The sequence below is a fragment of the Bacillus cereus group sp. MYBK79-1 genome (assembly GCF_051915365.1).
GTDB lineage: Bacteria > Bacillota > Bacilli > Bacillales > Bacillaceae_G > Bacillus_A.
In genome coordinates this window covers 25469-38127 of the sequence record NZ_JBQAEO010000016.1, presented here as the reverse complement: position 1 = coordinate 38127, position 12659 = coordinate 25469, and the positions used below count along the sequence as shown (strand labels likewise).

Below are 12659 nucleotides of genomic sequence, written 5' to 3'. Positions count from 1 at the left end.
AAATAGGTTAGAAAATCATTTAAAGAAGTACTGTTTGACAATGAGAACGAAAGATAATTCTTATGGAGAACAGTTTCACTTTATAGCGTTTTGAACATACTACAAGAAGTAGAACTGAACTTATAGGAGGTCGCAGTTATGAATAAATATAAACGTATATTCCTAGTCGTAATGGATTCTGTTGGAATCGGTGAAGCACCAGATGCTGAGCAATTTGGTGATTTAGGATCTGACACAATTGGTCACATTGCTGAACATATGAATGGGTTACAAATGCCTAACATGGTGAAGTTAGGTCTTGGTAACATTCGTGAAATGAAAGGTATCTCTAAAGTAGAAAAACCACTTGGATATTATACAAAAATGGAAGAGAAATCTACTGGTAAAGATACAATGACAGGACACTGGGAAATTATGGGTCTTTACATTGATACACCATTCCAAGTGTTCCCAGAAGGATTCCCGAAAGAATTACTTGATGAATTAGAAGAAAAAACAGGTCGTAAAATCATCGGTAATAAACCAGCTTCTGGAACTGAGATTCTTGATGAGCTTGGTCAAGAGCAAATGGAAACAGGATCTTTAATCGTTTACACTTCTGCTGATAGTGTATTACAAATCGCAGCACACGAAGAAGTAGTGCCGCTTGATGAGTTATATAAAATTTGTAAAATTGCACGTGAATTAACTTTAGATGAGAAGTACATGGTAGGTCGCGTTATCGCTCGTCCATTCGTTGGTGAGCCTGGAAACTTTACACGTACACCAAACCGTCATGATTATGCATTAAAACCATTCGGCCGTACGGTAATGAATGAATTAAAAGATAGTGACTACGATGTTATTGCTATCGGTAAAATCTCTGACATATATGATGGTGAAGGGGTAACTGAATCACTTCGTACGAAGTCTAATATGGATGGAATGGATAAGCTTGTAGATACATTAAATATGGACTTTACAGGTCTTAGCTTCTTGAACTTAGTTGACTTTGATGCATTATTTGGACACCGCCGTGATCCACAAGGATACGGAGAAGCTCTGCAAGAGTATGATGCTCGTCTTCCAGAAGTATTCGAAAAACTAAAAGAAGATGATTTATTATTAATTACAGCAGACCACGGTAATGATCCAGTTCACCACGGTACTGATCATACACGTGAATATGTACCGTTATTAGCATATAGCCCAAGCATGAAAGATGGCGGACAAGAATTATCAATTCGCCAAACATTTGCTGATATTGGTGCAACGGTAGCAGAAAACTTCGGTGTGAAAATGCCAGAACACGGAACAAGCTTCTTAAACGAGCTAAAGAAATAGGAGGATAAACAAATGAATCGTGAACTTATTACAAAATCAGCTTCATACTTAAAAGAGAAATTTCAAGAAACGCCACAAGTAGGACTAATCCTTGGATCTGGACTAGGTGTATTAGCAGATGAAATCGAGAACGCAGTAACAGTACCTTACAGTGAAATCCCTGAATTCCCAGTATCAACTGTAGAAGGTCATGCAGGTCAACTAGTATTCGGTACACTTCAAGGTGTAACAGTAGTAGCAATGCAAGGACGTTTCCACTTCTATGAAGGATACGACATGCAAAAAGTAACATTCCCAGTTCGTGTTATGAAAGAACTAGGTGTAGAAACAGTTGTTGTAACAAATGCAGCTGGTGGTGTAAATACATCATTTGAGCCAGGCGATCTTATGCTAATTTCAGACCACATTAACTTCATGGGTACAAATCCATTAATCGGACCGAATGATTCTGAAATGGGTGCACGTTTCCCTGATATGTCTACATCATATACACCAGAACTTCGCGAAATGGCGAAACAAGTTGCAGCGGACTTAAATATTAAAGTACAAGAAGGTGTATACGTTGGAATGACAGGTCCTGTATATGAAACACCTGCTGAAATTCGTATGCTTCGTACACTTGGCGGAGATGCAGTTGGTATGTCAACAGTACCTGAAGTAATTGTAGCGCGTCACGCTGGTATGAAAGTACTTGGTATTTCTTGTATTTCAAATATGGCAGCTGGTATTTTAGATCAGCCGCTTCACCACGATGAAGTAATCGAAACGACAGAACGTGTTAAAGCTAACTTCTTAGCATTAGTAAAAGCAATCGTAAAACAAATGAAGGGGTGACCTCACAATGAGAATGGTGGACCTAATTGCAAAAAAACGTGACGGACATGCATTAACGACAGAAGAAATTAACTTTATTGTTGAAGGATATACGAATGGTGATATTCCTGATTACCAAGTAAGTTCACTTGCAATGGCAATTTTCTTCCAAGATATGAACGATCAAGAACGTGCTGATTTAACGATGGCAATGGTAAATAGCGGTGATACAATCGACTTATCAGCTATTGAAGGGGTAAAAGTAGATAAGCACTCAACAGGTGGTGTTGGTGATACAACAACACTTGTATTAGGTCCATTAGTAGCCGCTTTAGGTGTACCGGTTGCAAAAATGTCTGGACGTGGTCTAGGACATACTGGTGGTACAATCGATAAATTAGAAGCAGTTCCAGGATTCCATGTTGAAATCGAAAATGATGAATTTATGCGTCTTGTGAATGAAAACAAAATCGCAGTTATTGGTCAAAGTGGAAACTTAACACCTGCGGATAAAAAATTGTATGCACTTCGTGATGTAACAGCAACAGTAAACTCAATTCCGCTTATTGCAAGCTCGATTATGAGTAAAAAAATTGCTGCTGGTGCAGATGCAATTGTTCTTGATGTAAAAACTGGAGCAGGTGCATTTATGAAAACAGATGAAGATGCAAAACGTTTAGCAGAAGCAATGGTGCGCATTGGTAATAACGTTGGTCGTAATACGATGGCTGTTATTTCTGACATGAGTCAACCGCTTGGTGAGGCTATTGGTAACGCACTTGAAGTACAAGAAGCAATCGATACATTACAAGGTAAAGGACCGAAAGATTTAGAAGAGTTGTGTTTAACACTTGGAAGTCAAATGGTATACCTTGCTGGACAAGCTTCATCTTTAGAAGATGCACGTGAGAAATTAATTGAAGTCATGAACAACGGTAAAGCGCTAGAATCATTTAAAACGTTCTTATCAGCACAAGGCGGCGATGCATCTGTTGTTGATGATCCTTCTAAATTACCACAAGCACAGTTTAAAATTGAAGTAGAAGCGAAGGAAGACGGTTATGTATCAGAAATCGTTGCAGATGAAATTGGAACAGCAGCAATGCTTTTAGGAGCAGGACGCGCGACGAAAGAATCTGAAATTGATTTAGCAGTTGGCTTAATGCTTCGCAAAAAAGTAGGGGACAGCGTGAAAAAAGGTGAATCCCTTGTTACAATTTACGCAAACCGTGAAAATGTGGAAGATGTAAAAGCAAAAATTTATGAGAACATGAAGATTGCTAACGAACATGTAGATGCACCAACATTAGTGCACGGCATCGTTACTGAATAATAAAAAAGGGCCAGGGAGTATTTCTCCTTGGCTTTTTTTGCTATTTTTTGTTTATAATAATAATGGGTGAAATTATGATTAGAATTTGTGCAATAACAAAAACAGATGAAGTATTATATGATATTTCGCTAGAAGAAACAACGAAAGACCATATTGTATGGTATTGGCTAGATTTATATAAGCCAACGAAAGAAGAGTATACATACATTTTGCAAGATCATTTTAAGTTCCATCCCCTTGCAATTGAAGACTGTATAGAATATGTACAGAGGCCAAAAGTTGATTTTTATGATGGATATAACTTTTTAGTTCTTCATGCATTTGGTGAGGATGGATTAGAACCGCACGAGATCGATTTATTTATTAGTGATCGTTTCATTGTTTCTTTCCACTTTTCTCATAACAATGCAATCGAAAGAGTATGGAAAACACTTGGAGAAAAGAAGCGTATTAAAAATAGTCCCCTGCACGTAGCGCATACAATTATCGACCAAATTGTGGATGACTATTTTGCGCCTGTATATTACATTGAGGATCATTTAAATGCAATTGATGATAATTTAACGGGTGAGACAGCAGGAAGTGTACTAGAAGAAGTATTTGATATACGTGCAGATTTATCGAAGCTAAGGCGTACAATCATTCCGATGCGTGATTTATTGTATCGTATTTTAAATTCGACTCGTTTTTACGGTATAAGTGATCATGAAATTTACTTTAAAGATATACATGATCATTTGCTGAAACTGACAGAAATGATTGAGGCAAGCCGGGAGTTAACGGCAGATATTCGAGATAGTTATTTTTCATTAAACTCACATCATATGAATAACATTATGAAAACATTAACAGTATTCTCGACTATTTTCATGCCATTAACATTTATTGCGGGAGTATACGGAATGAACTTTACGCATATGCCAGAGCTTGGTGGACAATATAGTTATTTTATTTGTCTACTTCTAATGGCACTAATTGGCGGTGGCATGATGGCCTGGTTTTATAAAAAAGGATGGTTTAAGTAAAAAAACACCGAGGGAAATTCCTCGGTGTTTTTACTTAACCAATAGCATGTAATACGAACATGGCTAAGAATAAGCATGTAACGATATACATAGACGGTGCGACTTCTTTACGCTTTCCAAGAGCAACTTTTAAGATAGGATAAGCAATAAATCCGAACGCAATGCCATCAGCGATACTATATGTGAGCGGGATCATGACGATAATTAAGAACGCTGGAAATCCTTCTGAAAAATCGTTCAGAGGAATTTGCTGAATGCTTGTAATCATCAGGCCGCCAATAATAATTAAGATTGGTGCAATGGCACTATCAGGAATTAGTTTGACAAACGGAAGTGCAAACAGTGATGCAAAGAATAACAATCCTGTAACGATAGACGTCAGACCTGTCTTTCCGCCTGCAGTAATACCTGCGGCACTCTCTACTGTTGATACGGTAGGGCTTGTGCCAAATAGACCACATGTCATTGCTGAAATTGCATTGGCTTGGTAAGCACGTGGGAATTTACGGTCATCTTCTAATAAACCGTGCAGAAGTCCCATGTTCTCAAAAATAAGCACCATGCTTAAGGAGAATGTTGCAATCCAAAACGGTAAGGAAGAAAGTTTGCCAAATGACATAGCTCCAAACACATCGCCGTAACTCGCGAATGAGAATGAACTATTACCGATTTGACTTGTATCAACAAGACCAAATAGCCATGCAATACCAGTTCCTATTGCAATCGTCCATAAAAAGCTTCCACGTACGTTACGAATAAATAGTACAAGTGCAACGATAAGAGTAAGTAGTGTCGCAAGAACGACAGGGCTACTTAATTTACCCATTGCAACAGCAGTATTTGGATTCGAAACGACTAAACCACCTTTTTGCAATCCGATAAATGCTAAAAATAATCCGATGCCGACAGTAATAGCTTCCTTTAATGACTTTGGAATCGATACTGAAAGCACGCGAGCGATTGGTGTAAACGCAGCAATTGCAAAAATAATACCAGAGATGAAGACAGCTGCTAATGCTTCCTGCCAAGTTAATCCGAGCGTATGCACAGCAGTGTACGTGAAGAATGCATTTACACCCATACCAGGGACAAGAATAGCAGGTGCATTTGCCCAAAATGCCATGAGCAGACATCCGACAAATGAACTGAAAACAGTTGCTAAAATTCCAGCTTCAAGAGGAATGCCAGCATCGGATAAAATGGATGCATTTACAATCATAATATATACGATCGTGAAAAATGACGTAACTCCAGCTAAAATTTCTTGTTTTGGTGATGTTTCGTGTAAACCTAATTTAAATGTTCTTTCAAGTATTCCTTTCATGTTAAACCTTCTTTTTCATATCCCTCTCCCACCCGTGATATCTCTTTTGTAAGAGCTCACCGTCCTTTATTATATCAGAACATCATGTTTTTACAACAAGGAAAATGATAACGTTTACTTATAAATAAGATTATTTATAAGTACGTAAAAATTGCTCGTATTGTTGAAATGATTTCTAATTCTCCAGATTGAATGGGCGGAGCTGCTTGTGCATGTAAAGTAGCATAGGACGTCACTTCCCGCGGTAATTGGGCAGATTCTTCAACGAATGAGAGTGGAACAGGATTAATGTTTAAATTATATGTACTCGCAATAGCACGAGCTTTTTCTACCGCTTGTTGCAGAGCTTGAATGAGAGCTTGCTCATAATATTTATTTGGATGAGATATTCGAAAACGTAATCCTTTCGCTAAGTTTGCTCCATTTGAAACGGCTATATCATATACTTCCCCTGCTTTTTGTACATTTAAAACGGTAATTTCATACAAATGTTCCACACGATATCCTTGTAGTAATGCTTTATCATTTACATATTCGTACTGGGGCGTAATCGTATATGAAATGGTTTCTATATTTTTGTCGGCAATACCTAGTTGTTTTAGTGCATCTAATAATTGTTTTGATTGCACTGCATTCTCTTCTTGCGCCTGTTTTACATTTTTATGATCTGTACGAATACCAATTGTTAGTATAACAACATTTGGTTTTGCTTTTACAACGCCTTCACCTTGCACCGTAATGGTAGCTTCTTTACCAGTATTAGCTGTACGTACGTTGTGTAAATAGGGATTCATTCCACCTTGCATTTTCCATCACCATCCTTATTCATATGTATATGTGTGAACAAAAAAGAAATTTGTATGAAAAAGTTACATAAATGAGAATGTTAAAGAAAGAAAGCATATACAACGAGGGTATTTATAGATTATAATATGTGTAAATATGATAAAAAAGGGACGAGGCTAGTGAACGAAAAAAGAGAAACACTGATTTTAGAGTTATCCGGATCATTTCGAAAGATGATACGTTTATTACAAAATGATATTAATACACGTTTTGCAGAACATATGCCATATAATGAATTTTCTGTATTACGCGCGTTATTTTTAAAAAGTCCACAGATGGCTTCGCAAATTGCGAGTGAAGTAAACGTAACCTCTAGTCATATTACAGCTGTTACTGATCGTCTCGTACGAAAAGGGTTTGTAGAAAGAAAGCGTTCAAATTCAGACCGTCGTATCGTGTACTTAGAAATTACAGAACACGGAAGAGAAGTAACTGAAAAACTTGAAGCTGTGCGTAAAGAATATTATAAAGAGAGATTTAAAGGTTGGAGCGACCAAGAAATAGAAATGGTTTTAGATCTGTTTGGCCGCGTATTATAATAAATGAGGATAGGAAGCCAAAGCTTTCCTATCCTTTTTCTTTTGAATAAAAACATTTTGAAACTCCAATACTTTAATTAAAAAGAATCGGAGTGAAAAATTATGAAACGTATTTGCACGCTTTTCATTATGATGGGAAGTTTTTTCTGCTTTAATCAATTGGCGGATGCTGCTACGCCTCTTCAAGTCGTTCAAAAAGAATTACAACATATTTCGAATAAGCAACCTGTTTTATATTCAAAACTATGGATTCGTTCAATGCAGAATGCTATTTTATTTCATCACAGTGATAACATTCGGCATGAAGATACGATAAGTAATGTAACAAAGTCTTCTCTTGTAAAAGTAAAACAGCTTCCACTTCAGAAAGCATCACAGTACATTCCGAGATTATCACAATATATTTCTAAGTTTGAGGCTGAGAATGTGCAAGTGTATTATGTTGCAGCTCGATATGAAGTGAAAAAAGAAAATTCGTATCAGTTAAATGGCATGAATTATTTTATGCAAGTGTTTATTCAACAAGGGGGAGAATGGAGAATTGCTGAAAGCATAGTTGCTCCAACAGATCAAATCGTCGCAAATGGTGACGGGTTTGGAACGAAGCAAGAAAAAGAGTATGGGAAAAGACGAGAGAATGTGAAATAACCTCCTCATGAAGAGGAGGTTATTTTATTTGAAATTCCAAGAGACCTTCCATTTTAATATTTTAGGTAAGAAGAAATACGTAATTAAACTAGTTACCAAAAATCCGATGTAAAAGCTGGACAATGAGTGATTACTGCTTAATGTTAAACCTCCAACGATTCCAATCAGTAAAATAGCACATAGGATAACTGCTTTTTGTAGTCTCGGATATAATATGAAGTTACCATTACGCTCATTGATGGAACGAACATATAAATATATACCAAGTGGTAATAAAAGAATAATATGTGCAATAGGTCCAATCAATGTTTTGGCTGAAGGAATGTATGAAAAATTTGGTTCATCATGACGAACTCCTTCAGGATCGGTGTAAGCATTTTGTGGATTGTAATCAAATATAATATTAAATTCTTCTGCTGAGCTAGAAATACGTAAATTTTCCGTTATATTGTTTATTTTAGTATAAATTTTTTCCCCATCTGCGTTAGAATGAACACTAATTACCCCTACCATAAGAGATGGAAGTAAGAATGGAAAAACGATTATTATAGCAGAAATAATACCTTGGGATACGATATTTCCAGCAACTGTTCCTATACATAATGCAAGTGTATAAATAGCAATTAGCACAATTAACATATATAGAAAGTACGTATGGAATGGGGAAAAGATTTGATATTTATTATGAAAAGTTGTTTTTTTCATAATGGCAAATAATCCCCAGTTTAAAACGACAATTGCAACAATATTACAGATTCCAAACAACCACTTTGTTATATAGAGGTGTGAACGTTTAAAGGGCATAGACCATAACAAGTCGCTAGAGTTATTTTGCCTTTCCCATCCAATTAAAGTACAGGCTAGAACGATCAGTATGCTACCTAACAACAAGACAGGATTTAAAAGTGTTAAATTAAAGTGGTAATGATATATATAGTTCCAAGCTTTGTTCATCTTTAAATATTGTTGTTGTTCAATAGAAGTCATATAGTACGTATATGATAAAGTATAGAAACTGCTGAGCCACAATAGCCATACAACATATTTACTTTGTTGATACGTTCTTAGCCATAATGCTTTTTGAAACATAGGATCTCTCCTTTAAAAAACTTTATAATTTGTTAGTCGCGATAATATAACATAAGTAATGATTCCAGTGAGGAACAAACTGATATAGTAGCTAGGTAAGAAATGAAATTGATTCATTTTATAGCCACCTAATAGTGCAAAGTAAATGGTTGTCCCCCATATCCATATTTTTAAATGCTTTTGGAAAATAAATATCTTTTGACTGTTTTCATTTGGTGATCGTGTGTATAAATATGTGCCAAGTAATAGGTTAACTATTGTGTAAAAAATAGGGACTAACATCGATTTAGCCGAATAATAGCGATAAGATGCTGGGTCTCTTAAAGTCGTTGGATCTTTTTCTTTCTTGCGTGATGCTGGATCATAGTCGTAAGTGATAGAAAACTGATATATTGGTGCAACTATATTTGTTTTTTGATTGATTTCATAAAGTTGTTGATATAAGTCATTATTTTTAGGAGCTATAGCATCTAAATGTTGTATTGTAAGGTTGTAAGCTAATGATATGAATGTAAGCCCCATTAGAAGCCACGGAATACAAAATACGAATTGTGAAACGATGCTTCCAGTAAAAGTACCGATACATAATGCAGTTGTATATACTGCAACATAAGAAACAGTGGCATAAAGAAAGTATCGATGAAACGGACTGAATGATTGGTACTCAAAATGAATGGTTGTTCTGTAAATAAGGTACATAAGGATCCAATTTACAAGGAGAGACCCTATAATCCAGAATGAACCGAAAGCCCATTTAGAAAAGAAAATATCTTTTCTTGTAAATGGCATTGCTAGTAGGGCGTTAGACTGGTTATTACGTTCCCATCCTATAAATAGACAAGCTAAGCAAATAATAAGAAAAGTTAGCCAAACACTATTACCTGTCTTTGACCAAAATTCATAATAGTAATAAAACGTTCCCTTTTCTTGCAACCTATCATAATTAGCAAGTTGTCTCTGAGCACTTCTATAGTAGCCAAAAGGTAACAAGTAAAGCGAACTAAAGAAGAATAGTAACACAGCATATTTCCCGCGTTTCCAATTCCACATCCACAACGCCTTATGAAACATACCCATCCTCCTCCAGTGTCGTAACGAAGACATCTTCAAGCGACATTGTTAATTCTTCAATGAGTATAGGTTGTTCTTTATAAAACTTCTCCAGTGTTGTAGCCACATTTCCCTCAATTAAGATTGTATACACTTTTCCTGTTTGATTTAATATTTTAATATTGCTTAAGTTTTCTAGTTTTTGAGGTAATGAACGTTCGTAAGCAACTTGGATTTTAGCAAATCGTGATTTTGCATCGTCTAGTGATGTAATAGAAGAGATAGTATGGCCTTTTAATATAATGATTGTATCTGCAATTTGTTCCACTTCATCTAAGTGGTGAGTTGAGATGAAAATGGTAAGCTCTTTTTCCGCAACTTCTCCAACAAGAAACTGTAAAATCTGCCTTTTAACGATAGGATCAAGTCCGTTTGTCGGTTCATCTAAAATGATATATTCTGCTTTTGTCGAAACAGCTAAAATGATAGCAAGCAGTGCTTTCATTCCTTTTGAATAGCTACGAATTCGTTTGTTTGGTAAGTTAAAACGTTCTAACAGTTCATAGAAATATGCTTCATCAAATGCGGTATAAACTTCTTTATAAAACTTTACAATTTCTTTTACCGTATATCCGTTCAGTATGTTAGTAGAATCAGGGACATATACAATTTTTTGCTTTATTTCAGGACACTGATGAATGTTTGTATCTTCATATGTAACAGTCCCCTCATCTGGGTCTAAAATGCCAACTATCGTTCGTAATAAAGTTGTTTTCCCCGCACCGTTCCTTCCGAGTAACCCAACGATACTACCTTTTTGTAATGTGAAAGAAACATCATCTAAAATCGTTTGATTATCAATTGTTTTCTTCAAGCTTGTCACTTTCAGCATCCGCATTTCCTCCAATCTCTTTGTAGTATGAATCTATCCAATCATGAATTTTATCTTTCGTAACACCAAGATAAGAGGCTTCTAATAGTAATTGATGAAATTGCTTTTCAACCATAGCGATTTTCCTTTCGTCTAATGTTGGGGTAATCGATTGGGATACAAATGTTCCTTTTCCTCGTAATGTTTCAATAATCCCTTGTCGCTCTAACTCTTGGTACGCTTTACTCACTGTGTTTGGATTTATAACGAGTAAAGAAGCGAGTTCGCGTACAGAAGGTAGTTTGTCACTTGGAGCTAACATGTTCTTCAATACGAGTTCTTTTATATTTTGAACAATTTGTTCCCATATCGGAGTGTTGCTTCTTGGATCAAGTTGAATATGCAAGAGCAATGTCTCCTTTCTGGCGTGTATTAAGTGTACTACTTCGTGTAATACACTTAATACAATATAGGTGATGAATGTATTTGTCAACTGAAAATATTAGAAAAATATGGTATTAAAAAATAAGAAATTGGAAAAAATAGGTCTGATATAGAATGGAGGGTTAGTCATGAAGCGAGTTTTTGGAATACTTGTTTGTTTCATGTTATTGCTTTCTGGTACTTCAGTTAGTTTCGCACAATCTGAGAAGACGAAGCAGGAGAAAACAGAAGAAACAGCACCGAAGTTAGCGGAACAAGCGTCGTCAGCAATTGTAATTGAACAAGATACAGGTAAAGTTTTGTTTGATAAAAATCCAAATGAGAAGTTACCACCTGCTAGTATGACGAAGATTATGACAATGCTATTAATTATGGAACAAGTTGAAAAAGGAAAACTAAAACTGACCGATAAGGTTAGAGCAAGTGAGCATGCAGCTTCAATGGGTGGATCACAAATCTTTTTAGAGCCTGGAGAAGAGATGACTGTAAATGAAATGCTAAAGGGTATTGCAATTGCATCTGGAAATGATGCGTCTGTTGCAGTAGCGGAGCATATCGCTGGTTCAGAAGAAGGTTTTGTAAATATGATGAACAAAAAAGCGAAAGACTTAGGACTGAAAAATACTCATTTTCAAAATCCAACAGGTCTTCCGGCTAAAGACCATTATTCCACAGCAAATGATATGGCTATAATGGCGAAAGAATTGATGAAGTACCCACTGATTCGCAAATACACTGGTAAATATGAAGACTATTTACGTGAAGATACGGACAAGAAGTTTTGGCTCGTTAATACGAATAAGTTAGTACGTTTTTATCCTGGAGTAGATGGTGTGAAAACGGGCTTTACGACAGAAGCAAAGTATTGTTTAACAGCTTCAGCTGAAAAGAATGGGATGCGTGTTATTTCAGTTGTTATGGGAGCACCTACATCGAAAGAACGGAACAATCAAGTAACAAAGCTTCTTGACTACGCATTTGGGCAATATATGACAAAGAAATTGTATACACGAGGCGAAAAAATTAAGACTGTCCAAGTAGGAAAAGGGAAAAAAGAAAAAGTAGATTTAGTTGCGTCAGACAATGTGTCTCTTCTTATGAAGAAGGGCGAAAATATGGATAAAGTTAAACAAGAAGTAATTGCTGAAAAGAAAGTGAAAGCGCCAATTAAAAAAGGGGATGCACTTGGTACACTTGTTATAAAAAAAGATAAAGATGTTTTATTGAAACAAACAATTGTAGCAAAAGAAGATGTTGCTGCAGCGAGCTGGTGGGAGTTATTTAAAAGAAGTTTTGGGATGTTTTCAACATCAAAATAGCGGCAAACATTTTGTCGCTTTTCTATTCGTATGAA

The 12659-nt window shown here is 36.0% G+C and carries 13 protein-coding genes; 7 read left to right on the top strand and 6 right to left on the bottom strand.

What is annotated here, in order from left to right:
- Window positions 1-138: 138 nt before the first annotated feature.
- The 4 genes from deoB to corA all read left to right on the top strand — a co-directional run bounded on the left by deoB (window position 139) and on the right by corA (window position 4494).
- On the top strand, window positions 139-1323 hold the full coding sequence (gene deoB, locus ACTFOB_RS21210; protein WP_048546267.1) for a phosphopentomutase: 1185 nt from the start codon (window positions 139-141) through the stop codon (window positions 1321-1323).
- Window positions 1324-1335: 12 nt separating this feature from the next.
- Window positions 1336-2157, top strand: coding sequence for a purine-nucleoside phosphorylase (locus ACTFOB_RS21205; protein WP_078177774.1), 822 nt, complete (start codon window positions 1336-1338; stop codon window positions 2155-2157).
- 7 nt (window positions 2158-2164) lie between these two features.
- Entirely contained in the window at window positions 2165-3469 is a 1305-nt protein-coding gene (locus ACTFOB_RS21200; RefSeq protein ID WP_001243077.1) for a pyrimidine-nucleoside phosphorylase, read from the top strand.
- A 62-nt stretch (window positions 3470-3531) separates the two neighbouring features.
- On the top strand, window positions 3532-4494 hold the full coding sequence (gene corA / locus ACTFOB_RS21195; protein WP_440028859.1) for a magnesium/cobalt transporter CorA: 963 nt from the start codon (window positions 3532-3534) through the stop codon (window positions 4492-4494).
- Between the two features lie 34 nt (window positions 4495-4528).
- Here corA and ACTFOB_RS21190 read toward each other — a convergent pair whose 3' ends face one another.
- Together ACTFOB_RS21190 and ACTFOB_RS21185 are read right to left on the bottom strand one after the other, a co-directional pair.
- The gene (locus tag ACTFOB_RS21190; protein ID WP_440028747.1) at window positions 4529-5818 is read right to left on the bottom strand and encodes an NCS2 family permease; all 1290 of its coding nucleotides are present in this window, start codon (window positions 5816-5818) and stop codon (window positions 4529-4531) included.
- Between the two features lie 134 nt (window positions 5819-5952).
- On the bottom strand, window positions 5953-6624 hold the full coding sequence (locus ACTFOB_RS21185; protein ID WP_001161444.1) for an SIMPL domain-containing protein: 672 nt from the start codon (window positions 6622-6624) through the stop codon (window positions 5953-5955).
- Between the two features lie 159 nt (window positions 6625-6783).
- Here ACTFOB_RS21185 and ACTFOB_RS21180 point away from each other — a divergent pair, with 159 nt between their 5' ends.
- Both ACTFOB_RS21180 and ACTFOB_RS21175 read left to right on the top strand, forming a co-directional pair.
- Entirely contained in the window at window positions 6784-7203 is a 420-nt protein-coding gene (locus ACTFOB_RS21180) for a MarR family winged helix-turn-helix transcriptional regulator (RefSeq protein WP_262740637.1), read from the top strand.
- Between the two features lie 102 nt (window positions 7204-7305).
- Window positions 7306-7851, top strand: a complete 546-nt coding sequence (locus tag ACTFOB_RS21175; RefSeq protein ID WP_440028744.1) for a hypothetical protein — start codon at window positions 7306-7308, stop codon at window positions 7849-7851.
- 24 nt (window positions 7852-7875) lie between these two features.
- On the opposite strand, the gene ACTFOB_RS21170 is transcribed toward ACTFOB_RS21175, so the two are convergent.
- The 4 genes from ACTFOB_RS21170 to ACTFOB_RS21155 are packed head-to-tail and all read right to left on the bottom strand — an operon-like array spanning window position 7876 to window position 11267.
- The gene (locus ACTFOB_RS21170; RefSeq protein WP_440028743.1) at window positions 7876-8940 is read right to left on the bottom strand and encodes an ABC transporter permease subunit; all 1065 of its coding nucleotides are present in this window, start codon (window positions 8938-8940) and stop codon (window positions 7876-7878) included.
- A 12-nt stretch (window positions 8941-8952) separates the two neighbouring features.
- Window positions 8953-10011, bottom strand: coding sequence for an ABC transporter permease subunit (locus ACTFOB_RS21165; RefSeq protein WP_440028741.1), 1059 nt, complete (start codon window positions 10009-10011; stop codon window positions 8953-8955).
- The gene (locus ACTFOB_RS21160) at window positions 10001-10882 is read right to left on the bottom strand and encodes an ABC transporter ATP-binding protein (protein ID WP_440028739.1); all 882 of its coding nucleotides are present in this window, start codon (window positions 10880-10882) and stop codon (window positions 10001-10003) included. Before ACTFOB_RS21160 ends, ACTFOB_RS21165 begins: the two co-directional genes overlap by 11 nt.
- Complete coding sequence (locus tag ACTFOB_RS21155; RefSeq protein ID WP_000548033.1) at window positions 10848-11267, bottom strand: GntR family transcriptional regulator; 420 nt, start codon at window positions 11265-11267, stop codon at window positions 10848-10850. Before ACTFOB_RS21155 ends, ACTFOB_RS21160 begins: the two co-directional genes overlap by 35 nt.
- A 166-nt stretch (window positions 11268-11433) precedes the next feature.
- On the opposite strand from ACTFOB_RS21155, the gene dacF reads away from it, so the two are divergent.
- Entirely contained in the window at window positions 11434-12624 is a 1191-nt protein-coding gene (dacF, locus tag ACTFOB_RS21150; RefSeq protein WP_048562388.1) for a serine-type D-Ala-D-Ala carboxypeptidase DacF, read from the top strand.
- Window positions 12625-12659: the final 35 nt, after the last annotated feature.